Source organism: Coleofasciculus sp. FACHB-1120, from assembly GCF_014698845.1.
Lineage (GTDB): Bacteria > Cyanobacteriota > Cyanobacteriia > Cyanobacteriales > FACHB-T130 > FACHB-T130.
This window is the reverse complement of the sequence record NZ_JACJTV010000004.1, coordinates 246,831-268,820: the sequence shown is the minus strand read 5'-3', so window position 1 is coordinate 268,820 and position 21,990 is coordinate 246,831. Positions and strand designations below refer to the sequence as shown.

The 21,990-nt window shown below is 46.9% G+C and carries 22 protein-coding genes and 1 pseudogene; 12 read left to right on the top strand and 11 right to left on the bottom strand.

The genetic code is table 11. From position 1 onward, the window contains the following. Positions 1-19: 19 nt before the first annotated feature. On the bottom strand, positions 20-658 hold the full coding sequence (locus tag H6H02_RS06810; RefSeq protein WP_190815885.1) for a hypothetical protein: 639 nt from the start codon (positions 656-658) through the stop codon (positions 20-22). A gap of 131 nt (positions 659-789) precedes the next feature. On the opposite strand from H6H02_RS06810, the gene H6H02_RS06805 reads away from it, so the two are divergent. Both H6H02_RS06805 and H6H02_RS06800 read left to right on the top strand, forming a co-directional pair. Next, complete coding sequence (locus H6H02_RS06805; RefSeq protein WP_190815883.1) at positions 790-1,770, top strand: ABC transporter ATP-binding protein; 981 nt, start codon at positions 790-792, stop codon at positions 1,768-1,770. Positions 1,771-1,960: 190 nt separating this feature from the next. Then, positions 1,961-2,377, top strand: a complete 417-nt coding sequence (locus H6H02_RS06800; protein ID WP_190815881.1) for a fasciclin domain-containing protein — start codon at positions 1,961-1,963, stop codon at positions 2,375-2,377. 323 nt (positions 2,378-2,700) lie between these two features. On the opposite strand, the gene H6H02_RS06795 is transcribed toward H6H02_RS06800, so the two are convergent. Further along, positions 2,701-4,161 carry a glycoside hydrolase family 13 protein gene (locus tag H6H02_RS06795; protein WP_190815879.1) on the bottom strand — a complete coding sequence of 487 codons (1,461 nt, stop codon included), beginning with the start codon at positions 4,159-4,161 and terminating at the stop codon, positions 2,701-2,703. Positions 4,162-4,302: 141 nt separating this feature from the next. Next, positions 4,303-4,524, bottom strand: coding sequence for a CU044_2847 family protein (locus tag H6H02_RS06790; protein ID WP_199329025.1), 222 nt, complete (start codon positions 4,522-4,524; stop codon positions 4,303-4,305). Positions 4,525-4,551: 27 nt separating this feature from the next. On the opposite strand from H6H02_RS06790, the gene H6H02_RS06785 reads away from it, so the two are divergent. The 3 genes from H6H02_RS06785 (at position 4,552) to H6H02_RS06775 (ending at position 6,170) form a co-directional block, all read left to right on the top strand. Further along, positions 4,552-4,803, top strand: a complete 252-nt coding sequence (locus H6H02_RS06785) for a hypothetical protein (RefSeq protein WP_190815877.1) — start codon at positions 4,552-4,554, stop codon at positions 4,801-4,803. 425 nt (positions 4,804-5,228) lie between these two features. Then, positions 5,229-5,387 (top strand): hypothetical protein, encoded by a 159-nt coding sequence (locus H6H02_RS06780; RefSeq protein WP_190815875.1) that lies wholly within the window; start codon positions 5,229-5,231, stop codon positions 5,385-5,387. A gap of 384 nt (positions 5,388-5,771) precedes the next feature. After that, entirely contained in the window at positions 5,772-6,170 is a 399-nt protein-coding gene (locus H6H02_RS06775) for a response regulator transcription factor (protein WP_190815873.1), read from the top strand. Between the two features lie 75 nt (positions 6,171-6,245). Here H6H02_RS06775 and H6H02_RS06770 read toward each other — a convergent pair whose 3' ends face one another. Together H6H02_RS06770 and H6H02_RS06765 are read right to left on the bottom strand one after the other, a co-directional pair. Then, positions 6,246-6,428 carry a hypothetical protein gene (locus H6H02_RS06770; protein ID WP_190410508.1) on the bottom strand — a complete coding sequence of 61 codons (183 nt, stop codon included), beginning with the start codon at positions 6,426-6,428 and terminating at the stop codon, positions 6,246-6,248. A 42-nt stretch (positions 6,429-6,470) separates the two neighbouring features. After that, positions 6,471-6,731, bottom strand: coding sequence for a hypothetical protein (locus H6H02_RS06765; RefSeq protein ID WP_190410509.1), 261 nt, complete (start codon positions 6,729-6,731; stop codon positions 6,471-6,473). Between the two features lie 311 nt (positions 6,732-7,042). Here H6H02_RS06765 and H6H02_RS06760 point away from each other — a divergent pair, with 311 nt between their 5' ends. Next, positions 7,043-7,588, top strand: a complete 546-nt coding sequence (locus H6H02_RS06760; protein ID WP_190815871.1) for a DUF2854 domain-containing protein — start codon at positions 7,043-7,045, stop codon at positions 7,586-7,588. 29 nt (positions 7,589-7,617) lie between these two features. Here the strand turns inward: H6H02_RS06760 and H6H02_RS06755 are convergent, their stop codons facing one another. From H6H02_RS06755 to H6H02_RS06745, 3 genes are all read right to left on the bottom strand, one after another. Beyond that, positions 7,618-7,875 (bottom strand): chlororespiratory reduction protein 7, encoded by a 258-nt coding sequence (locus H6H02_RS06755; protein WP_190815869.1) that lies wholly within the window; start codon positions 7,873-7,875, stop codon positions 7,618-7,620. Between the two features lie 387 nt (positions 7,876-8,262). Continuing rightward, complete coding sequence (locus tag H6H02_RS06750; RefSeq protein WP_190815867.1) at positions 8,263-8,775, bottom strand: Hsp20/alpha crystallin family protein; 513 nt, start codon at positions 8,773-8,775, stop codon at positions 8,263-8,265. Positions 8,776-9,034: 259 nt separating this feature from the next. Further along, positions 9,035-9,568: an Hsp20/alpha crystallin family protein gene (locus H6H02_RS06745; protein ID WP_190815865.1), complete on the bottom strand. Its 534-nt coding sequence runs from the start codon at positions 9,566-9,568 to the stop codon at positions 9,035-9,037. A 304-nt stretch (positions 9,569-9,872) separates the two neighbouring features. Between H6H02_RS06745 and psaC the strand changes: the two genes are divergently transcribed. Both psaC and glmS read left to right on the top strand, forming a co-directional pair. Continuing rightward, positions 9,873-10,121 (top strand): photosystem I iron-sulfur center protein PsaC, encoded by a 249-nt coding sequence (gene psaC / locus H6H02_RS06740; RefSeq protein ID WP_089128523.1) that lies wholly within the window; start codon positions 9,873-9,875, stop codon positions 10,119-10,121. 183 nt (positions 10,122-10,304) lie between these two features. After that, positions 10,305-12,458, top strand: coding sequence for a glutamine--fructose-6-phosphate transaminase (isomerizing) (gene glmS / locus H6H02_RS06730; protein ID WP_242040585.1), 2,154 nt, complete (start codon positions 10,305-10,307; stop codon positions 12,456-12,458). A 181-nt stretch (positions 12,459-12,639) separates the two neighbouring features. On the opposite strand, the pseudogene H6H02_RS06725 reads toward glmS, so the two are convergent. Both H6H02_RS06725 and H6H02_RS06720 read right to left on the bottom strand, forming a co-directional pair. Beyond that, positions 12,640-12,777 (bottom strand): annotated as a pseudogene (locus tag H6H02_RS06725) (aminotransferase class V-fold PLP-dependent enzyme); the annotation flags it as partial. A gap of 165 nt (positions 12,778-12,942) precedes the next feature. Next, positions 12,943-16,383 (bottom strand): CHAT domain-containing protein, encoded by a 3,441-nt coding sequence (locus tag H6H02_RS06720; RefSeq protein WP_242040584.1) that lies wholly within the window; start codon positions 16,381-16,383, stop codon positions 12,943-12,945. Positions 16,384-16,728: 345 nt separating this feature from the next. Between H6H02_RS06720 and H6H02_RS06715 the strand changes: the two genes are divergently transcribed. Together H6H02_RS06715 and H6H02_RS06710 are read left to right on the top strand one after the other, a co-directional pair. Continuing rightward, positions 16,729-16,872 (top strand): hypothetical protein, encoded by a 144-nt coding sequence (locus H6H02_RS06715; RefSeq protein WP_190815863.1) that lies wholly within the window; start codon positions 16,729-16,731, stop codon positions 16,870-16,872. Between the two features lie 335 nt (positions 16,873-17,207). Beyond that, positions 17,208-18,017 carry a methyltransferase domain-containing protein gene (locus H6H02_RS06710; RefSeq protein WP_190815861.1) on the top strand — a complete coding sequence of 270 codons (810 nt, stop codon included), beginning with the start codon at positions 17,208-17,210 and terminating at the stop codon, positions 18,015-18,017. A gap of 35 nt (positions 18,018-18,052) precedes the next feature. On the opposite strand, the gene dxr is transcribed toward H6H02_RS06710, so the two are convergent. Further along, on the bottom strand, positions 18,053-19,249 hold the full coding sequence (gene dxr / locus H6H02_RS06705; protein WP_190816003.1) for a 1-deoxy-D-xylulose-5-phosphate reductoisomerase: 1,197 nt from the start codon (positions 19,247-19,249) through the stop codon (positions 18,053-18,055). Between the two features lie 175 nt (positions 19,250-19,424). Between dxr and H6H02_RS06700 the strand changes: the two genes are divergently transcribed. Beyond that, complete coding sequence (locus H6H02_RS06700; RefSeq protein ID WP_199329022.1) at positions 19,425-20,714, top strand: mannosyltransferase family protein; 1,290 nt, start codon at positions 19,425-19,427, stop codon at positions 20,712-20,714. Positions 20,715-20,954: 240 nt separating this feature from the next. Further along, positions 20,955-21,935: a methyltransferase domain-containing protein gene (locus tag H6H02_RS06695; RefSeq protein ID WP_190815859.1), complete on the top strand. Its 981-nt coding sequence runs from the start codon at positions 20,955-20,957 to the stop codon at positions 21,933-21,935. Positions 21,936-21,990 lie beyond the last annotated feature (55 nt).

The following is a 21,990-nucleotide window of genomic DNA, read 5'->3' as shown; positions in this document are numbered from 1 at the left end:
GAAAGCTCCTAAATCCAGTCTAAGTTAATGGAAGTTCAGAACTGTATTTTCGCCAGATAGACTTTAAACCTGCTTCTCGCAGCATGGTTTTTGCTGTTTCTCGCCCGTAAATCTGCGTTAATAATCCCGGTAGCCAAGTTACATCAGCACTCTTACCTTGGCTATACCAGTATTTCCAATAATCTAGGAACCCATACACCTGGCGATCGAGGTCTGGTATTAGCCGACGAATTTCTTCCATAAACTCGTGCGTACCCGCCAGTAAACCGTGATGCTCGTGAGACATCATCACTCCCCATTTTCCTTGCGGCGAATAGAGGACATTCTCCGAAGTCAAAGCATGGTTAAATACTTTGTCATCGGCTGTTATGTAAGCTGAAATCTCAGAAAAAGGGATATACCAGTGATTGGGGCGTTCGTTTTGTTCTTTGTTACGCCATAGATTTGAGAGGTAACAACCAGTGTCTCCTACACGGCAAGCAGCTGCAACTATGGCATCTATGAGCGGCGGCTCTATGTGGTAGAAATACTCGTAGATTATCCTTCTCGCCGGGACATCCGGTGCAAAACGCTGGTTAAACGGGTCGTCGTTCAGAAAAACCCGACGCAATGAGGATTCTGCCGATTCTCGAAACTCGGCTTCAGTTAAGACAAGCATCCGCCCAGTTTATCCCTAAGAAATAGAACAGATATCGGACTCATATCATCCATGATTCCAAACTGATACGAAAGTCCGCAAAATAGGGAATCAATAATATTGTAGAGAATGCGATCGCTTGCCGAACTAATATGAATTCTGTTGAAGATAAGTCAGGGGAACCGATTACCGTTTACCGTCAATCGGTAGTACAGACTTTTGAACTGCGAAAGGTTTACCGCACCGGATTTTGGCTAAATCAAAAAATCGAATCTCTCAAAAGCTGCACGCTGTCAGTGCTTGAGGGGGAAACGTTTGGGCTGCTAGGCCCGAATGGGGCTGGGAAAACGACGCTGTTAAAGACGCTTTTGGGAATAGTACGCCCTACAGGTGGACGAGGGGCACTGCTGGGAAGACCTTTGGGCAATCGCGAAGTGAAACAACGCATCGGTTATTTACCGGAAAACGCCTATTTCTACGACTTTCTCACCGGCTGGGAGTTTTTGCAATTTACGGCTGGATTATTTCAAATCCCGAAATCCATACAGCGTCAACGCATTCCCCAACTACTGGAATTAGTCGGATTGGCTCAATCTGCTGCCCGTAAAAAGCAGATGCGTCAGTATTCTAAAGGGATGCTGCAACGGGTAGGCATGGCTCAAGCGCTGATTAACGATCCAGAACTGGTATTTTTGGATGAGCCGATGTCGGGTCTTGACCCAATGGGGCGTTACCAGATGCGAGAGATTATTCTATCCCTTAAGAAGCAGGGAAAGACTATTTTCTTTAATAGTCATATTCTGGCGGAAGTGGAGCAGATATGCGATCGCGTCGCTATCCTCGCCCAAGGCGATCTGATTTGCGTCGGCTCCCTTGATGAACTCTTAGGTACCGCCGAATCCTACCACGTCAGAGGCAAAGGCGGGAACCTGGAGGTTCTCAAACGCTGGATACCCGATTTGGCATTTGAGCATAATGGTTGGCATGGTCATTTGCAAGGCGAACCCCAAGAGTTTCTGGCTAGTCTCCGTCTGATGGATGCCCATCTGACAACAATGAACCTATCCCGTCCTTCTCTGGAAGACTTTTTTATTCAGCAGCTACAAGAGCGTGGCATTCGTTCCAGTAGTTGAGTTGTTTAAGGGGGTTGGAGGATCTGATGAGTGGCTGCACGCTAGCGAAATGAAGTGAAATGGGTAGCGGTGCTAACCTATTAGCGATCGCGCCTTCAATACTTTTGCCTTCAATACTTTTGAAGGATGCACTGCAAGTCTTCTAGCGAGTATCTCTAAACAGGACACTCACTTAAAATCATCAAAACGCATGGCTGACCTTGTAGAAACTGCCGCCAACGAAGGATCTTTCAAAACTCTGGTTACTGCTCTTGAGGCTGCTGGTCTGTTAGAGATTCTCAAGAGTCCAGGACCCTATACTGTCTTTGCTCCAACCGACGAAGCATTTGCCAAAATTCCAGAGGATACACTGGCTTCTTGGATGGACAACATCCCCAAGCTGAAGCAAATTTTAATGTATCACGTCCTGTTTGGGGATGTTAGAACCGATAACTTCGTCGAGATAGATTCCGCTGAGACAGTTGAGGGCGGCATTATGGGGATTGATAGCACCGATGACGGCTTCAAAGTGAATGACGCGAAGGTGCTGAAAACAGATATCCTTACCGATAACGGCGTCATCCATGTCATTGATTCCGTACTTACACCGGCGATAATGTCTAAATAAGCACTGATTTCTGCTGTAGCCTCCTGTCTAAAGACAGAATTTATTGGTCAAAAACCTGGTAACGGTAAGATAAAAGCAAATTTGGAGTTAGTGCGATCTAAATGACATCGTAAAAATTTAAAATTCGATTTGCTGAACATAAAAAAGGAGGCACCTTTGCAAAGGTGCCTCCTTTTGATTTGGGCGATCGCGAAGGAATGTGGATTAAATAACTGGTAAAATTCACATTCTGTCGGGGGATGGCACAAACACGCCCCTATGTAGGCGTAGGCAATTAGAGGATAATAAATCTACCCTTCTTCGCAAACCTTCGCGAAATTCGTTTAACCCAGGATGCATCCACTACGCGGTGGCAAATGCAAGGACAGATGGTTGGATTCTCCCTCACTGCTCCATGACACCTCGGCGGTGCCATACAATAACTGATTCGGCTGGGATTTTAACTCTGCCACCTCAAAACTCACATGATCTGCCGGTGCCGTCCCCACGTTAACGGCAACAATCAATTCCTCATCTCCCAATTTCCGAGCAAAGACATAAACCGTTCCTTCAGCAAACAGAACGTGGTAAGAACCTATACGCAAGGCTGGATATTGGTGACGCAGGGCGATGAGTTGCTTGTGATAATCTAGAACATCACGCTCCCAGCGAGCTTCCATCGGAAAGCCACGGCGCGAGTCTGGATCGAGTTTTCCGGGTAATCCTACTTCATCGCCATAGTAGATGCTGGGCGCACCGGGATAAGTCAACAGCAGCAACGTTGCCAGGTGAACACTCGCCTTATCGTCGCCAGCAATGGAAATCAGTCGCGCTGTATCGTGACTGGCTAGCAAATTCAACTGAGTCAGTTGAATATCCCACGGATAAAATTCCAACAATTGCTGGATTTTTTCAGCATACTCTGGTGCAAAGAGGGGCGGATAAGGATGGTAAGAGCGATCTTTCACTTGGTCAATGTCTACGCGATCGCCTGCGGCAAAAGCAATAGTTGGCGCAGCAAATAAATAGTTCATTACCCCGTCAAACTGAGTCCCATCCAGCCACTCGCGGGAATCTCCCCAGACTTCCCCCACGATGTAGGCTTCCGGGTTAATGGCTTTTACGCGATCGCGAAATTCTTGCCAAAAGCCCTCAGCCTTAATCTCAAACGGTACATCCAAGCGCCAACCATCAATGCCGAATTTAATCCAATATTCGGCAATCTCCATAATATATTCCCGCACTTCAGGATTTTCATGGTTGAACACTGGCAGCGCCCGATTCCCGTCCCAACCTTCATAATTTGCCGGAAAGTCACCGTTATACGCCGATAAAGGCCATCCTTCAATCTTGAACCAATCCACCCAAGGCGAATTGGGGCCATTTTCCAGAACATCGTGGAAAAAGAAAAATCCCCGACTAGAGTGATTAAACACCCCATCCAGTACAACTTTGATATCCCGTTCGTGGGCAGCTTCGAGCAATTCCCGAAAAGCGCCATTCCCCCCCAACATCGGATCGACTTGGTAATAGTCGTGGGTATGATAGCGGTGATTGCTAGCCGATTGAAAGATGGGGGTAAAGTAAATCGCATTAATCCCTACATCTTGCAAGTAATCCAGCTGTTCCATCACCCCCCACAAATCGCCGCCCTTGTACCCTTGAAGTGTCGGTATTTCGTGCCAATCTTCCCACCGGGTATCCTTCAAAAGCCGCTTGTGAGGATGCTTCGTTTTAGCAAAGCGATCCGGAAAAATCTGGTAAAAAACCGCGTGCTTAACCCAATCTGGCGTCTGTATCTGCATGAATAACTCCCTCTCCACAACCAACACGGTACAAAGGCTGGCAGCTTTCGGGTTCTACCCTCTGGGTGAAACTTAGGGATAATTTAGCCCAGATTGGAAGTTTTCAGGAAAAGTGAGGTTTCTATCTTCAGTCGTTGTGCTTTAAGATACTGAATTTTGCGGCGGCGAACCCGGTTTTGATTTATCGGGAAACTTACACTTCACCTCAATTTCTAAGTTGCTTTCAGCCTTGCCTTCAGTAATGTAAGGGATACCCGCTGAACCACCCAGTTTCATGCCAAATTTCAGTGTCACCTCCTCAATCTCAGCAGCACCGAAGTCTTTAAAAGCACTGATGGCATAAGTCGCGTAGCCCCGAATCATCTGCCGCTGGCAGCAATTGAAGAGTGGGTGAACAATACTCAACCTAGGCTACCTGCCTTAGAAGCAGAGTTTTTTCATAAGAGTGTAGAGAAGCGCGATCGCGAACTCCAAGAAAAAATAGAGGCAGCAAAACGTGAAGTCGAAGCTGAAGCTAGAGCCGAAGCCGAAAAAGCCAAGGCAGCCGAAACCATAGCATTAACTGACGTAGAAAAATCGCTGGTAGAAAAAGATAAAGCTGAAGCTGAAGCTAGAGAGGCTGAAGCTTCAGCTAAAGTTTAAAAACAACGAACTAGGTTCGCGATTGCAGGCGGAATCTTTGCAACCTTTACTCTTGGATTCGGATTACTGGCACAACAACGTGAGCTAGTGGTAAAACAACGCGAAGCAGAGGTAGAAAAAGGAAAGGTGATCGCCGTTGGAACCTTAGCTTCCAAATCTCAACAGCTTTTTGAGAAGGTAATCAACTTGAGGCACTAATAGCAAGTTTGCAAGCGCTACAAACTCTCAAAAGCATAGGCGAGGAGGGCTGGTAGAAATCAGGAAAATGTATCGACGGAAGATAGGGTAAAAGTAAATCTAGAGTATTGAAAAAAATCTAAGGAAAAATTGTCAAGGTAGAAGCGGATAGAAAATCAGAACGTAAGCCTGGTGGCTTAGCCTGTCTAAGTCGTTGTAGAAAACGGAGAGAGCGGGTTGTAAATTTCATGATGGCAACTTTATCTAGAGAAGCTTTGAATAATACTGATGTGTCGGAAAAAATTGATAGAGTGCTACAAGAATATGATGAATTTTATAAGCAGGCTGCATTCGCTTCTAATTTTCTTGAGGGTTCTGATATTATTGAAGATGAGCTGACTTCTTAATAAGTTGCTAAAAGAGTTGATGAGTTCAAGATCATTACCTCTGTAGCTCTACTAACTGCAAGAGCGCGATCGCTCTTTTAGCCTATCCCTCTGGGTGGAGAGGACAGACCGAAAAAGTCTTGGTATCCTAGAGAGCGAATGGCTGAAACTCAAGAGCGATCGCGTTAGAAAGTCAAATGCGAAATGAGCGGCTGTTCAATTTGTATAAACACATAAAAACTAAAATCTTGTATTTCTTTATAAATATTTAAACTTTAGAAAATTATCTACATTTAGTTTGGAGGTAAAATGAGTATTTCTTGCAGTAGTTCGCTCGGATGGTAGAGGGACATTTGTATCTTATGCCCCTAAACTAGAACCGTCAGATGATATAGTTATCCTCTTATGTTGTCCTGTCAGCACCCCCTTCTTCGTGTTCTTGTTGTTGATGACCACGAGCTGACTCGTTTTAGCTTGAAATTAGCGTTACAGAGTCAGGCGAACATCGAGTTAGTTGGATTGGCTACTAACGGTCAAGAAGCAATAGAGATGGTCGAGCGTCACCGCCCTGATGTGATTATCCTCGATCTTCAAATGCCAGTATTAGACGGTTTGAGCGCGTCTACCCAAATCAAGCACATCGATCCACACGCTCAGATTATTGCCTATTCCTCAGTCGAAGACCCGCAGATTGAAGTGATGAGCCAAACTGCCAGAATAGATGCTTTTTGTAAAAAAGACACCGCTACTCAAGAGCTGATTGCTCTAGTCAAGCAGCTAGGGCAGCGGGCAGTCAGTCATTAGAAAGGGGCGCAAGCAGTGATTGATGTCCTTGCCGTAGCCTCTTGGCTAGAGTTTAGCTCGGCAAGGCGTTAGTTTCTAGTTGGCATCTGCCTCTGGAAAGGTGCGCCGAAATTCATCAATCAGGTCGTCAATTTCTTCGAGCGCCTGATTAACGTCAATGCGTAGAGTTCCCAGGTTTGGTTCCTCCAGAAGCCGTACCAGCGACTCACGCTTGAGTTCAATCTGGCTAATCCATTGCTTAAGGGTTTGTGGGTCCATTGTTTACTTCCTGGCTTGATTCTTTATTTACAATAATTAATCCTAGCGAAGGAAAGGAGGACGTTTCGGATCGGTAGGCTTATTTTTAATCACTTCAGAAATAAACCGCTTCAGCGCCTTCTCCCGATTTTTCATAAAAGCCGACCAAAATCCTGGTTGAAACTCATCCATTGTTTTGGCTAAAGCCCAAACATCTACAGCCAAGATGTTATAAAGCGTTTCATCTTCCTGCTTCAGCGTTTTGAGCTGCTCTAGGATGGCTTTACTCTTTTTGGTAGCCCCGGAATTGTCTTCTTGAATCATTTTATTATCTCAGTTATGAATTGATGGCAATTGATGACAGGGGACAACAGCAACTTATTTTGATAACACGGGTTCCTTTTGTAACCGCCCTGAGTTACGAGTTGCCGTTGGTTGATGCGCTACTTTACAGAGTCTGCACTCATTCGTCAAGGGCTATCAAATTCGTAAGACTTATTGAGCGATTGGGCTTCCCAAGCTTGACCCAAAGCGCTGCACATCGTTTTAACAAAAGTCCCACCCGTAGTAGAGATGTTACCCAGCGCCAAGGATAATAAAGCTGAAGAGATTGTAAATTGGGTATCCTAATTAAAATGTTACGTCAAACTTCTTTGGGAACGTTGGGTTTAAGTGTGGGTGGCGTTTTATTTCTGGCTGGGCTTGTCGCTTACGTTACTGACAACCCGACGCTGAATCTAGCCGGATTCTTCTATGGGGTTCCCTTGCTGCTGGGAGGACTTGCCCTCAAAGCCTCTGAACTTACGCCTGTACCGTTCACCAAACCGACTTCCAAGGACATCTTGGAACTCCGAGAACAGCAAGCAACCGCAACTCAAAACCAAATTCGTCTAGATGTCACCCGCTATCGCTACGGTCAAGATGCTCATCTCGATAGCTCTTTGAGCAGCTTAGGACTGAGTCCCACTGACGAAGAAAGACCCGTGCTAACAGGATTACACGAAACTGCGATCGCTGGGGCTTACGCTTTAGTATTAGAATTTGAGTCGCCACTGATTCCTCTAGAAATTTGGGAACAGAAGCGGGAGAAAATAGAAGGGTTTTTTGGTCCTGGTGTGCGCGTAACCGTGACTCAACCGGCTGAAGAACGTGTTGATGTGGCGCTAATTGCTACATCCTAAAGATAGGTAGGGACGGAGGCATTCCGCTTTTATTTTTCTAAACGCACGACATACCACTGTAAAAATTGCCCTGGCTCCATATCTAATTCGCAGGACGTTTCTAGTAGGTATTGAGCTTGAGCTTCTACTGAGGGAAATTTTTGCAAATCTGGCGGTAGGTTATCTTGACGATTTGCCAAAATTGCCTTCAGTTTTTCTAACATTTCTACGGGGGTGAGAAATTGCTCTGGTTGGTTGGGTTCCAGAACAACGAAGGCATCTTGCCGATACATCAAAGAATCTGGCATTTTAAGTTCCTAAATAACACATCTTGCACAAGTGTATCGCTCTTAACGATAGCGAATAAGATGGCATTGTCCAATTAGGAGATAGTTTTTGTAGGGAGAATCTAGCGAGGAGATTGTCTCTCAAATAAATCTCTTTTCAAGGTGCAACATCAAAAAAAAAGACCCTGAGTGGAGGATGGGATTCCAGTGAAGACCACTCAGTGGGATAAATATAGAGTTTTTACTATTTGGTTGAATCTCATGGCGGTGTAAGCGTTCGGTAGGGGCATTTTGATTGCCATACCCCTACCGATATCTATCTCTCACTCAATCAAGAATTGCTTGAGATTAGGCTATTTCTCACCCAGGCTCAAGACCTTTCAACAGGGCAAGATTTCGAGGGCAAGATTAGTTAATGTTAGCGTGGTTGGCTTCAGGAGTTGACTGACTGGTCAATTCTGGAGCCGCATTGGTGCCGCCTAAATTGAGTTTGACGACGGTACGCCGCGCTTCCGTGACTTTCGGCAGGGTCAATTTCAGGATGCCATTCTGGAAGTCAGCCTTGGCTTGGTCGTTCTGAATGGGCACTGGTAGAGGAATCACCCGCTGGAAGCTACCATAGCGGAACTCGGAGCGGAAGAAGCCTTTTTCTTCGTTCTTCTTCTCAAAGCGATGTTCGCCGCTAATAGCGATCGCTTCACGAGTGATTTGGACATCAATGTCCTTGCCTTCTACGCCAGGAATTTCAGCCCGCAGGATGAGATTGTCTTCAGTATCTTGCAGTTCAATGGCAGGCTTCCAACTTGTGCTGTACTGACGAGAAGCTGAGCGATCGCTTCCAGCAAGTTCATCAAACATTTGATCCATTTGACGACGCAGAGTTTCCATTTCTTGGAAGGGTTGCCAACGAATCAGTGCCATAAAACAGTTACCTCCAATTTGCAGTGACTAAATGCTTGAATTGAAATTTGTTCAATGGGATGAAGCTTTTAGTTCCCACGTTTTTATAATGTCAAAACAGTTCGGTTACGTCAGTGAGGAAAACCGAATTGTCTTTTGGGGGATTTTCCCGACTTCTGGGAGAAGGCGAAAAAATAACCGCTGAGTTGCTGATACTCAGCGGTTGAGTGGTTAGACTAAGAAGTTTTCGCGGCTACGGATTAACCGAATATTATCTGAATTAATCCCAGACGCTAGCCGGTTCGGCACTCTCAGTCGCTTCGGGCTTCTTCGCGTCAGCAACAGGTGCGTCGGTGACTTCTGGAGTCGCACTGGTGGTATCTGCTAGATTGAGTTTGACCACGCGATCGCGAGTTGCCGTCACTTTGGGCAGCGTCAGCATCAGGACGCCATCCTTAAATTCAGACTCGACGCGATCGTTCTGAATCGCAACAGGCAGAGGAATCACTCGCTGAAAGTTTCCGTAGCGGAACTCAGAACGGACGTAACCGCCTTCTTGTTCTTTCTTTTCGTAGCGGCGTTCGCCTGTAATCACGACCGCTTCACGAGAAATGCGGATATCAAGGTCTTTGGCTTCAATACCAGGAAGCTGTGCCCGCAAGATTAGGCTATCCTCTGTATCTTGCAGCTCAATCGCAGGCTTCCAGGTGATTGGAGCATCCCGATTAACGCTTGCCAGTTCGTCAAACACTCGATCCATTTGACGGCGCAGGGTTTCCATTTCTTGAAAAGGTTGCCAACGAATCAGTGTCATAGTCGATTCCCAAGGATTAAAACTTATCGGTGTCGAACGTTTGAATGAAATTTTGTTCAACTGAGTTAAGTCTTTTGTTCACACTTCTTTATGATGTCGAAGGCAACCCAGCTTTGCCGGTGAGGCAAACCGCATTGAGACAGAGGGATTTCCCCGCCTTGATTGCCAAGTCACAATTAGGGGCAATCTATTACAGAGTTTGAAGTTCTGTAGCCTTTTGCAGAGGCGTCTCTGTGCCTGCGGTAAACTAAGCCTTGATTCTAGTGTCATTAGTAGAGAACACTCAGAAAGGAGCCGTTTTTCGATGTCTCATACCGTTAAAATCTATGACACCTGCATTGGATGCACCCAATGCGTTCGCGCTTGCCCAACGGACGTCCTAGAGATGGTTCCCTGGGATGGCTGCAAAGCCCAACAGATTGCCTCATCTCCTCGGACTGAAGATTGTGTAGGTTGCAAGCGGTGCGAAACTGCCTGTCCTACAGACTTTTTGAGTATCCGAGTTTATTTGAGCAATGCTGAAACTACTCGCAGCATGGGCTTGGCATACTAACAAGCTGGCTTGAAAACACTTTTTATCATTCCGATTCCAAGGCATTGAGGGGGCAAATTGCTCCCTCTTTTTTACGGAACAAGAGCGCGATCGCCCGTAACCAATACAATGTTGTTGACCTTGACGTTCCTGGGATAGCCCAGTAGCTTTTTAGATTAAGTGTGAACAGGAGTGTTGTGATATATGTGCGGAATCGTTGGCTATATTGGCACTCAAGCGGCGACAGAAATTTTGCTGGCAGGCTTGGAAAAACTGGAGTACCGGGGCTACGATTCTGCCGGTATCGCCACAGTCTTGGAAGGTGACATCCACTGCGTGCGGGCAAAGGGCAAACTCTACAACCTGCGCGAAAAGCTACAACGAGAAGTCAATCCGGCGACGATTGGCATCGGACACACCCGCTGGGCGACTCACGGCAAGCCAGAAGAATACAACGCCCATCCCCACACGGATACGGCGAAGCGAATCGCGGTAGTACAAAACGGGATTATTGAAAATTATCGGGAATTGCGAGAAGAACTTAAAGCCAAGGGACACGAGTTTCGCTCAGAGACGGATACCGAGGTGATTCCCCACTTAATCGCCGAATTAATGGCACAGCAAGCGCAGCAAGCAGCGGCGACAGCTCAACCGTTTCCGTTTTTAGAAGCGGTGCGGCTGGCGGTGACGAAAACCGGGACGGATACGGAGTTGATTCCCCAGCTAATCGCCGAACTAATGGCACAGCAAGTACACAACTCAGCTTCTACACCTCAGCAGGCTCCGTTTTTAGAGGCAGTGCGCCAAGCAGTAACGAAGGCGGGGACAGACACGGAGGCAATCCCGCAATTGATGGCTGAAGTGATGTCACAGCAAGTGCAAAACTCAGCGGCGGTAATTCAGAATTCGCCCTTTTTAGAAGTAGTACGGCAGGCGGTAAATAAACTGGAGGGAGCGTTTGCGATCGCGGTTATCTGTGCCGACTATCCCGATGAATTGATTGTGGCACGGCAACAAGCTCCCCTCACCATTGGATTCGGTCAAGGAGAGTTTTTCTGCGCCTCTGATACTCCGGCACTGGTTCCCCACACTCGTGCCGTCCTGACCCTGGAAAATGGTGAACTGGCAAGAATGACCCCGATTGGGGTTGAGGTGTACAATTTTGCTGGCGATAGGCTCAAAAAAAGTCCCCGGACGTTGAGTTGGAATCCCGTACAGGTGGAAAAACAGGGATTCAAGCACTTTATGCTCAAAGAAATTTATGAGCAACCGGGAGTAGTTCGCGCTTGTTTAGAAGCTTATCTGAATGCAGATTGGAATGCCGAGTCTCCTCAATCTCCGATTAAACTGAATTTACCGGCGTCACTGTACGAAAATTTAGAACACATTCAAATTCTTGCCTGCGGCACCAGTTGGCACGCTGGACTGGTGGGTAAATACCTGCTGGAACAGTTAGCGGGAATTCCGACCATCGTGCAGTATGCCTCTGAGTTTCGCTATGCACCCGCGCCTCTAACTGCGAATACGTTGACAATTGGCGTGACTCAATCTGGAGAAACAGCGGATACCCTGGCGGCTTTGGCAATGGAATCCCAGCGTCGTGCCACTCAGCCGCCCCAGTTTCAGACGCGATTGCTAGGGATTACCAATCGCCCAGAAAGCACTTTGGGGACGATGGTGCCGCAGATTATCGAAACTCACGCCGGAATTGAAATCGGAGTAGCGGCGACTAAAACCTTTGTTGCTCAGCTGATGGCGTTTTACTGTTTGGCTCTGGATTTAGCTTATCGGCGTCAGACGGTATCGGCAATTCGGTTAGAGCAAATTTTAATTGGCTTACGACAGTTGCCAGCGCAGATTGAACTAATTTTAGAAAGTCAGGAGCGTTATATTGAGCATCTGACTCACGATTTTGCCGAAACAAAAGATTTTATCTTTTTAGGACGGGGGATTAATTTCCCAATTGCCTTGGAAGGGGCGCTGAAATTGAAAGAAATTAGCTATATCCACGCCGAAGGTTATCCCGCTGGAGAGATGAAACACGGCCCGATTGCATTGTTGGATGCGAAAGTGCCCGTAGTAGCGATCGCAATGCCGGGGACTGTGTACGAAAAAGTCCTCTCGAATGCCCAGGAAGCGAAGGCGCGGGATTCCCGCTTAATTGGCGTGACGCCGATGAATGACCCAGAAGCAGCGGAAACCTTTGATGATTTATTGCCCGTTCCTGCTGTTGAAGAGTTGCTTTCTCCCATCCTCACAGTTATTCCATTACAACTGTTGGCTTATCACATTGCAGCGCTTCGCGGCTTAGATGTAGATCAGCCTCGGAATTTGGCGAAGTCAGTAACAGTGGAATAAGCTGCTATAGCTGTAAAAGGAGAATAAAGTTGGAAACTGAAAAATAAAGTTGGAAACTAACTGGCACATACCCTTTTAGAGCGCGTTGTACTTATCAGCGACCAGTTTTCCAAAGTGGTAATACCTTTGTTTAGGTTTACTAAGATTATTAGGACTTACGCAACTAGCTACGATTGGAACCATAGAGTTTGTGGGCACAGATGGCTAGGTAAGTGATTTCCCACTCTTCAAAGAGTATGGGGATTTTTCCTACAGCTTGGGAGGCATCACAGAGGAAGGGAATACTGTAACGTTGAGCAATAAACGCGATCGCTTCTAGGGAATTGCTGCTCATGTGACAGTTGAGGGTGCGGAATGTGGGTGTAAACATTCCGTAAAAAGAACGAAGTCCAGAATGTGGGAAGACTTTCAGTAGAGCGAAAACTTTGGCGATCGCGCTCTCGGAACAGGCTAAGAGGTCAAACTTGTGTCTAGTTAATTGAGATTAGGGGGACGCCGACTCCAGGCTCGTCCAATTGCCGGAGGGGATGAAAGCTGCCCAATAGAAAGGATGCTGGTACTGTGGGTTCTGGAGCATTTCTAGTTGGGTTTGACGCAGAGCTTGAGAGCGCTCGACATTCGCCATTAAGCGCTTGTAATAGCTCGCCATCAGGTCTTTGGTGCCAAAATCATCGACTTTCCATAGGCTGATTAGCTGACTTTCGGCACCGGCAACGGTCAAGGCACGACGCAAGCCATAAACGCCGTCCCCGTTGGCAACATCTCCCAATCCGGTTTCACAGGCTGAGAGTACCACTAACTTCGTACCTAATAGGTTTAGTCCGGCCGCTTCCATTGCCGTCAGGACTCCATCTTCACTGCCACTTTGACGGGGGTTGAACCCGGCTAGAGCAATTCCCGAACGCAGCAGGGGGTTCTCGGTGTTGCCAGAAATGGGGACGATTTCAATGGCGGCACGGTCTTGAACCAATGAGCCGGAGAAATCGGGCGGTGCAACGAGGGGAACGTCATTGAAGAAGAAGCCGTGAGTCGCAATATGCAGAATTTTGGGACTTTGGAGTTGCTTGAGAGCATTTTCAGTTGCCTGTGAGCCGGTCAGCAGGGTAGCTCTTGGTAGCATGGGGGCAATCGCTTCGGCTTCAGCGGCAGTTCCGGGTAAGGGGCCGAACTGGAGTTGGGCGAGGTCTGTAGAGCGCTGGTTGAGAGTGCTGCGTGTTGTCGCAACCGGCACGGATGGGTTGCCAGGTTTGTCATAATCAGGATTAGCAATCAGCACAGGTTCCGAACTGCTTTTGGAGCGATTTTGGAGGCGCAACAGGTCACGTCCGGAACTCAGGTAGGTGATGGAGTAGTTTTCGACGAGATAGCGATTATTTTCATCAACCAAGGCAGCGAAAGGAATCAGGTTCAGTTGGCTGTCTGGGGAAAGCAGCACGGTTCGCCTGTTGCCCAGAAGCTTACGAACGGGCTGCATGAGGAGTTCATCCAGCGTCCGGGCGACTGGCTTGACATTAGAGGAAAGGGTAGAGCGCAGTGCTTTGCGGAAGTCATTAACCGCTTGGTTGATGAGTGCGGCTTCGCCTAAGTCTACCCATTTGGGTTCACCCGTAGAGTGGAGGACGTAAGCGACGTAGCGAGGGGCACCCAGCCTTTCATCTGGTTTTGTAGCTTTGGCGTTGAAGGGTTGGTACAACATCAGTTCAACTAAGGCAGCATCAGTAGGAATGAGCGGCTGCACCGCTTCAAGGGTGACGGGTTGGGATTCGCTACGAAATTCGGCACTACGACGAGAGAGTGTAGCTTCCAGTTTGTCGGCTTGAGCTTTCAGGGTGGCGACTTGCTGGCGGTACTGGTTGGGGGGGAGATTACCCGTTCCCTTAAACAGTAGTGCTGCCAGTTGAGAGCGGGTGGCAGCGAGTTGGTCAAGTAATTTTTGGTCAGAGGGTTTGAGGTTTTGGCGCAGAGTTTGCAGGCTGTCAGTGAGGGCGTTGAGGACTCTGCCTTTGCGCCGCAGAATAGTAGTAAGAGCGAGGCGGGTAGCTTGGGAGTTGTTGGATGTGTCCTGGGTTTGCAGGGAGACTGTATAGTTGGTTGTACCCCAGAGTGTGGCGATGTAGGCACTTTTCTGAGCCTCGGAGCCAGTGGTGAAGATGAGGGCGAGGTTGCGTTCTTCGATATTAGTGCCACGGTTCAGGAGTTCAAGGGCACGGACGATGTTCCCCTGTGCTTGGTACAGAGATGCCAGATAGTTGAGGCTTTTTGCAACATGGGGATGCTCTGGTCCCAGCACTTTCTCTAAGATTGCCAAGGAGCGTTGGTGGAGAAGTTCGGCAGAGCTGTACTTCCCCTGTTCTTGGTACAGCGCTGCCAGATTGCTAAGACTGTGAGCAACATCGGGATGCTCTGGTCCCAGCACCTTCTGAGAGATTGCCAAAGAGCGTTGAAAGAGAGGTTCGGCAGAGCTGTAGTTCCCCTGTGCTTGGTACAGCGCTGCCAGATTGATGAGGCTGGTGGCAACATCGGGATGTTCTTTACCCAGCACCTTCTCCCGGATTACCAAAGAGCGTTGAAAGAGAGGTTCGGCAGAGCTGTAGTTCCCCTGTGCTCGGTACAGGGCTGCCAAATTGTTGAGACTTTGAGCAACATCGGGATGTTCTGGTCCCAGCACCTTCTCCCGGATTACCAAGGAGCTTTGGTGGAGGGGTTCAGCTTGGCTGTAGTTCCCCTGTGCTTCGTACAGCGCTGCGAGATTGTTGAGGCTGTTGGCAACATCGGGATGCTCTGGTCCCAGCACTTTCTCATAAATTGCCAAGGAGCGTTGGAAGAGAGGTTCAGCAGAGCTGTAATTCCCCTGTGCTTGGTACAGCATTGCTAGATTGTTGAGGCTTTTTGCAACAGAGGGATGCTCTGATCCCAGCACCTTCTCATAAATTGCCAAGGAGCGTTGGTGGAGGGGTTCGGCAGAGCTGTACTTCCCCTGTTCTCGGTACAGAGATGCTAGATTGTGGAGGCTGGAGGCAACATCGGGATGCTCTGATCCCAGCACCTTCTCAGAGATTGCCAAAGAGCGTTGGTGGAGAGGTTCGGCAGAGCTGTACTTCCCCTGTTCTCGGTACAGAGATGCTAGATTGTGGAGGCTGGAGGCAACATCGGGATGCTCTGGTCCCAGCACTTTCTCATAAATTGCCAAGGAGCGTTGGTAGAGAGGTTCGGCAGAGCTGTACTTCCCCTGTGTCTGGTACAGCCCTGCCAGACTGTTGAGACTGTGAGCAACATCGGGATGCTCTGGTCCCAGCACTTTTTCTCGGATTTCCAAGGAACGTTGGTAGAGAGGTTCAGCAGAGCTGTAGTTCCCCTGTGCTTGGTACAGCTCTGCCAGACCGTTGAGACTGTTGGCAACATAGGGATGCTCTTTGCCCACCACTTTCTCAGAGATTGCCAAAGAGCGTTGGTAGAGAGGTTCAGCAGAGCTGTAGTTCCCCTGTGCTTGGTACAGCTCTGCCAGATTGTAGAGACTGAGGGCAACATCGGGATGCTCTAGTCCCAACACATTCTCCCGGATTGCCAAGGAGCGTTGATAGAGAGGTTCGGCAGAGCTGTAGTTCCCCTGTAAGCGGTACAGCACTGCCAGACTGTTGAGACTGAGGGCAACAGCGGGATGCTCTTTGCCCAGCACTTTTTCCCGAATAGCGAGGGCGCGTTTGGCTAGGGGAATCGCTATAGCATATTGCCCTTGCTGGTAAAGCTGGTCTACCTGTTTGTTCAGCTGCTTGGCTGACTCCAGTTCCGCTGACTGTTGGGTTGCCTGGGGAGGATTAGCTTGTCCTACCACTGGCGTTGGTACTCCAGTCAGAAACCCCATGACTCCGATTAGCGTAGAAGCCCAGGGTAGCGTACTCCTGACTCGTGCTTTTCTCCTCTTCATGGCAATGCCCCTATTCTCAAGTCATTATTTACTTATCTCTCGGAGAAAGCAATTTTATGCAGATTAAAGAATTTTCAACAAAGTTACCCAGTCTTGTGGAGCAGGCGACAAAGTAACCTGATAACCATTCCGTAAAAGGACTCTTTTCCAGAATGTTTTCTGCAAGCTCTAACAAGCTGGGACGGACAAGGAACTGATTCATCCGCCCCAGTTTGTGAATTTTCCACTCCTTCTGGAGGAAATAGACTTCCTTCTACTCTCCTCCTAAAACTTGATAAGTTACCCCTAACAGCACAAGTTCTGGCGGAGGTAGTAGAGCACCGAGAACAGTTTGCCGTACGTCGAGTGAAGTATGCTGCTGAGCATTTTCTTGACGAAAATGCTCAGCAGTGGAAGTTAGTGCGTCGAGCAGGTTTACGTCCGGATATAGAAGCGGCGCAGCAGATGAAAGAATCTTTAGACCCGTTAGGTAAAAATAGTATTGTGTAACTTTACTTAACTATGGCAAGAAAAACTGTTTTTCCTCTGAAAGATCCTTTGCGAGTATTTCTTACAGTGTGACAGTTTCCAAGTTTATTGTTGGTTTATTGTTTATAATTTAGCTGCCCTCAAAGACAAACATTTCTCTAGTTTCTAACTTTATTTTCGGGTTGCTGCAAAATCAGGACTTTCAGGCTGCATAAGTTTCCAATTTTATTCTCCTTGAATATTACGAACCACGTTTGCGGATTCGTAAGTTTCTCTAATCTCCCTCTCTGCGGTCGTTTTTTTTTCCAAATCAAGTAGGACTACTATAGTCGCATAAATTACCAACTCATTGAATTATGAATAGTTACAAGCAACAGGTAATTGAATTTTATAATTCTAGAACTACCTACGATTGTGAGGAAGGAACTCGCCATCCACTTGAAGCCAATCTCCTACTTGAATTTGTCCCCATTCAGAAGGGAGATAAAATCCTTGATGTGGCTACTGGAACAGGTTTATTGGCGATTCCTGCCGCTCAGAAAGTGGGTTTGGAAGGCCATATCATTGGCATAGATATGTCTCCGGGAATGCTCCATCAAGCTAGAGTTAAAGTTGAAGCAGCTTCCTTAAAAAACATCGAATTGATTGAGGCAGATGCAGAATCCATCACCTTTAATGATGGTTGTTTTGATGCTGTTTTCTGCTGTGAGGCAATTGTACTTTTTACTGATATTCCTGCTAGTTTACAAAAGTGGTATCGCTTCCTGAAAACAGGAGGATTTGTAGCATTTACCTGTCCTCCGGAAACAGCTTATCTGGGAGATGTTTACAGGAATATCTGCGCTAGAGTATTGGGGATATCGCTACCACACATCCTCGAAACACTCGGTACTCCAGAAAAGTGTCGTAATTTGCTACAAAAAGCAGGTTTTAGAGATATCGAAATCAAAATTGAGCCGTCTGGACGGTATCGCCATCTAAGGGATGACGACTTATCCTGGAAGGGGATTAATTTAAGTTTTAAAGGAAATCCGCTGCTGGCGAAACTATCACCGGAACAATTAGAGCAGTTCCAAGTTGAGTACAGAGCAGAAATTGATAAACTAACAACCGAGCGAGGAGTCTGGGAAGATACTACAAAATTCTTTGTTCGGGGTAGAAAATGAGTTGGTGAGTTATTAAAGGAAGACTAGAAAATTCCCTAACGCACGACTGTGGCGCTACTACCTTTGTGCAACTGCTGACTGACCTCAAGTGCTTCCTGTCTTGCCCATTTGTCTGCGGCAATGATGTCATCGAGAGTAGGAGTTGAGCGGTTTTGGGAAGTAAAGCGATCGCAAACTGATTCGATGCAACGAGGAATATCCAAAAATTGAATTTTTTCTTCTAAAAATAGCGCCACTGCCTGTTCGTTCGCCGCATTCAAGACCGCAGGCATCGAACCCCCGGCACGACCTGCTGCATACGCCAATTGCATACAGGGATACTTCTCGTGATCGGGTTCCTTGAAAGTGAGATTTCCAGCTTTCACCAAATCTAGCGGTTCCCAGTCGGTATAGATTCGCTCAGGCCAGGATAGGGCATAAAGTAGCGGCAAACGCATATCAGGCCAACCCAACTGAGCTAAGACTGACGTATCTTGCAATTCAATGAGCGAGTGAATAATGCTTTGGGGATGGATGACAATCTCGATGCCATCGTAATCCATGCCAAAGAGGAAGTGCGCCTCAATCACTTCCAGCCCCTTATTCATCAATGTAGCGGAGTCAATGGTAATTTTGCGACCCATCGACCAATTGGGATGCTTCAGGGCGTCTGCAACCGTGACAGAGGCTAATTTCTCGACAGGCAAATCGCGGAAAGAACCACCAGAAGCCGTGAGCAGAATCCGTCGCAAGCCGCCTTTGGGGACGCCTTGGAGACACTGAAAAATTGCAGAATGCTCAGAGTCCGCTGGCAACAGCTTCACACCGTGTTTCTCTACCAGCGGCAGAACCACGGGGGCACCCGCAATTAAAGTTTCCTTATTCGCCAAAGCAATATCTTTCCCGGCTTCAATCGCGGCAATGGTCGGTAATAACCCCGCACAGCCCACAATTCCGGTGACGACCGTTTCTGCATTGCCGTAGCGGGCGACTTCAACGACCCCAGTTTCCCCACTTAACAGGATTGGTTGGGGGTCGAGGTCTGCGATCGCTTCTTTCAGTTCAGACAATTTGTCTTCTTGACAGATAGCGGCAATTTTCGGTCGGAACTGCCGAATCTGTGCGGCAAGCATCGGCACGTTGCGCCCTGCTGCCAACCCCACGATTCTGAACTTTTCCGGGTTTTGAGCCACAATATCTAGCGTCTGAGTCCCGATAGAGCCAGTGGAGCCAAGGAGAGTAATCGCTTTCACAATCATTTAAGGATTCAGGGGCAATTCCACTATAAATTGCTTGGGGTTCATCCTTCACATCTCATCTGAGCGGATTGATAAAGATCGGGGTATTATTACTCACCATAAGCGCTCAATCGTGGGCCAGATGAGTGTCAATGAGTAAGATTGGGAAGAGCAACTGAGTGGGGCATCTATGGAAAAATATGCTGCAACTGTGGAAGCTGCTGCTGTTGAAAAAAAAGACATAAGCACGAATGGGTTCGTCTTTGCAACAGCAATGTGGCTATGCAGCCGACTCATCATTGCGATCGCAATGATGGTGGTTGCGCCTGCACTTCCAAGTCCCTCAAACATGATGCCTACATCTGGTTGGGGAGTTTTTGAGGGCTGGGATAGCATTCATTATCGAGCGATCGCTGTCTCTGGTTACGAATACGCGAATGACGGACAAGGACATAATGTTGCCTTTTTCCCCGTTTTCCCTTTACTCATCCGGGGAGTAATGACCCTCGGCTTGCCGTTTGAAGTTGCGGGCACGCTAGTAAATAATTTGGCATTATTAGGAGCGATCGCCCTTGTATACTTTTGGGTCGAAGAACGTCATGGTAGAAGTGCTGCACGGTGGGCAAGTGCGGTATTGGCTTGGTGTCCGTTTTCCCTATTTGGAACCGTAATTTACACGGAAGGGCTATTTTTATTCTTCAGCACTGCGGCTTTACGAGCCTTTGATAAACGTCAATATGCCTGGTTATCCCTGTGCGGTGCATTAGCAACTGCCACCCGTCCCACCGGAATCGCCCTCATCCCCGCCTTTCTGATTGCCGCCTGGAAAGAACGCAGACCCCTCATCGCCTACGTTGCCAGTCTAGCGACTGCTGGAGGGTTACTTCTATTTAGTTTGTATTGCTGGATTCGATTTGCAGACCCTTTAGCGTTTATTCACGCACAGCGAGGATGGCGACCTTCAGTCGGATTTGATTGGCAGGGTTGGTGGAAAATGCTAATGCAAATTTCGATTGGCACTGCCAATTGGAAGTATGGCGGGATTAAAGATCCTTGGCATCCGCTGCTATTTTTAATCCTTGTCGGCTGTGGCTATTTACTGTGGCGATTCCGGCAAAAATTAGGTTCGGTTAAAGTTGGATACGGCTTTTGTGTTTTATGGTTAATTTTGTGGTTACAAGCAGGCGATCCATTAATTAATACGGTTTCGTTAGTGGGGGGTGGCTACTTGTTATGGCACTTCCGGAATCAACTCAGTTTAGTAACCGTAATTTATGGATTTTGCGGCTTGGGTTTAATTTTGTCCTCTGGAGGAACTTGGTCGATTGGGCGGATTGCTTACGGCATTGTGTCACTTGCGATCGCGCTTGGCTTATTACTTTCCCGTCACCCGCGTTGGGGATATGCCACAATCGGCTTTTTTACCGTCTTACTTGTTCCGCTATCCATTCGATTTGCCCAACACCTTTGGGCAGGATAAGAAAAATAGCAAAAGGTAAAAGCAGGGTCGAAACCTTCGCCCTTACAAATGCGATCGCCCAGCTATTAAGTTACCCTAAAATGCTGTGCTTTTTGCACTATCAAAATAAAATCAACATTCACTAAACCAAGTTTTACAAGAACTCTGACAATTATGCTAAATTCACAATAAACTAATCCGATGACTTGATATAGCCCTAATTTGAACCTGAATTGTTTTTGATTAATATTTAATTAAAATATGCAAAATTCATTACAAAACAAAAAGCTTCTAGCTTTTAAAGTTTTTAGATATTTAATATTTTATCCCTTCGACTTACTTTTAATTTCAAGCTTCTTAACAATTAATTCCTTCTATCAGCTAACCAAGATTCAAACGAATAATGAAACCTATATAATTAATCTTTATAAATATTTAATTAATTCACCTCCTTTAGAAGAAGAAGTTCAATTTTATTTAAAGAAACTAGATTCTGGTGAAATAACACGAACATCATTAATTTTTTCGTTTTTGATGATTCCTGCTGAAACTGAAAGAAAGTTATTCAAAACGAATGGAATCCTTTCCCACCATTTAGCGCGTTTAACCCTTGTCCAAGAACATCTCCCTCCTGCTAAGGTAATCTTGGATCTTGGGGGCGCTGCTGGTCATCTCGTAGAAGGAAGCTTACTGGCGATGGGGTATCCTTCTATTCCCGATCGAGTCCATATTATTGATTTGCCTCCTGAACAAAGAATGTTCGGTTCCGCTATCCTGCCTACGAATGAAGTAACAACGCCTCAAGGCACTAAAGTAACCTATTATTATCAATCCATGACGGATTTATCTAATTTTGAGAATGAAATAATTGATTTGGTTTGGTCAGGACAGAGTATTGAACACATTACAGAAAACGAAGCTGAAAAAGTATATATGGAGGTTCATCGTGTCCTAAAACCGGGAGGCTATTTTTGTTTGGATACTCCCAATCGAAAACTTACTCGTTTACAAGTTAAAATGGGCTTTGTTCATCCGGAACATAAAATTGAATACTGCCCAGAAGATTTAATTAACAACATAGAAAAATTTGGGTTTAAAGTCGTAGATAAAAAGGCTGTCTCCCCGATGCCTTTTAGTTTAAGAACAGGAAGATTTAGCCGCCTAGAACTGATTGATTCAGTGGGACTGAGCGAATACCCTGATGAAGGATATTCTTTCTATTTAAAATGCAAAAAGATTTAGCAATCGACTTTTAGGCTGGGTTGGGATTAGGACGTAAAGTATCCAGCAATAGCTA

Excerpts from the sequence above, each read along its gene's own strand:
- H6H02_RS06810 (WP_190815885.1), bottom strand. The coding sequence starts at position 658 with ATGCTTGTCTTAACTGAAGCCGAGTTTCGAGAATCGGCAGAATCCTCA.
- H6H02_RS06805 (WP_190815883.1), top strand. The coding sequence starts at position 790 with ATGAATTCTGTTGAAGATAAGTCAGGGGAACCGATTACCGTTTACCGT.
- H6H02_RS06800 (WP_190815881.1), top strand. The coding sequence starts at position 1,961 with ATGGCTGACCTTGTAGAAACTGCCGCCAACGAAGGATCTTTCAAAACT.
- H6H02_RS06795 (WP_190815879.1), bottom strand. The coding sequence starts at position 4,161 with ATGCAGATACAGACGCCAGATTGGGTTAAGCACGCGGTTTTTTACCAG.
- H6H02_RS06790 (WP_199329025.1), bottom strand. The coding sequence starts at position 4,524 with ATGATTCGGGGCTACGCGACTTATGCCATCAGTGCTTTTAAAGACTTC.
- H6H02_RS06780 (WP_190815875.1), top strand. The coding sequence starts at position 5,229 with ATGATGGCAACTTTATCTAGAGAAGCTTTGAATAATACTGATGTGTCG.
- H6H02_RS06775 (WP_190815873.1), top strand. The coding sequence starts at position 5,772 with ATGTTGTCCTGTCAGCACCCCCTTCTTCGTGTTCTTGTTGTTGATGAC.
- H6H02_RS06770 (WP_190410508.1), bottom strand. The coding sequence starts at position 6,428 with ATGGACCCACAAACCCTTAAGCAATGGATTAGCCAGATTGAACTCAAG.
- H6H02_RS06765 (WP_190410509.1), bottom strand. The coding sequence starts at position 6,731 with ATGATTCAAGAAGACAATTCCGGGGCTACCAAAAAGAGTAAAGCCATC.
- H6H02_RS06760 (WP_190815871.1), top strand. The coding sequence starts at position 7,043 with ATGTTACGTCAAACTTCTTTGGGAACGTTGGGTTTAAGTGTGGGTGGC.
- H6H02_RS06755 (WP_190815869.1), bottom strand. The coding sequence starts at position 7,875 with ATGCCAGATTCTTTGATGTATCGGCAAGATGCCTTCGTTGTTCTGGAA.
- H6H02_RS06750 (WP_190815867.1), bottom strand. The coding sequence starts at position 8,775 with ATGGCACTGATTCGTTGGCAACCCTTCCAAGAAATGGAAACTCTGCGT.
- H6H02_RS06745 (WP_190815865.1), bottom strand. The coding sequence starts at position 9,568 with ATGACACTGATTCGTTGGCAACCTTTTCAAGAAATGGAAACCCTGCGC.
- psaC (WP_089128523.1), top strand. The coding sequence starts at position 9,873 with ATGTCTCATACCGTTAAAATCTATGACACCTGCATTGGATGCACCCAA.
- glmS (WP_242040585.1), top strand. The coding sequence starts at position 10,305 with ATGTGCGGAATCGTTGGCTATATTGGCACTCAAGCGGCGACAGAAATT.
- H6H02_RS06720 (WP_242040584.1), bottom strand. The coding sequence starts at position 16,383 with ATGAAGAGGAGAAAAGCACGAGTCAGGAGTACGCTACCCTGGGCTTCT.
- H6H02_RS06710 (WP_190815861.1), top strand. The coding sequence starts at position 17,208 with ATGAATAGTTACAAGCAACAGGTAATTGAATTTTATAATTCTAGAACT.
- H6H02_RS06700 (WP_199329022.1), top strand. The coding sequence starts at position 19,425 with ATGGAAAAATATGCTGCAACTGTGGAAGCTGCTGCTGTTGAAAAAAAA.
- H6H02_RS06695 (WP_190815859.1), top strand. The coding sequence starts at position 20,955 with ATGCAAAATTCATTACAAAACAAAAAGCTTCTAGCTTTTAAAGTTTTT.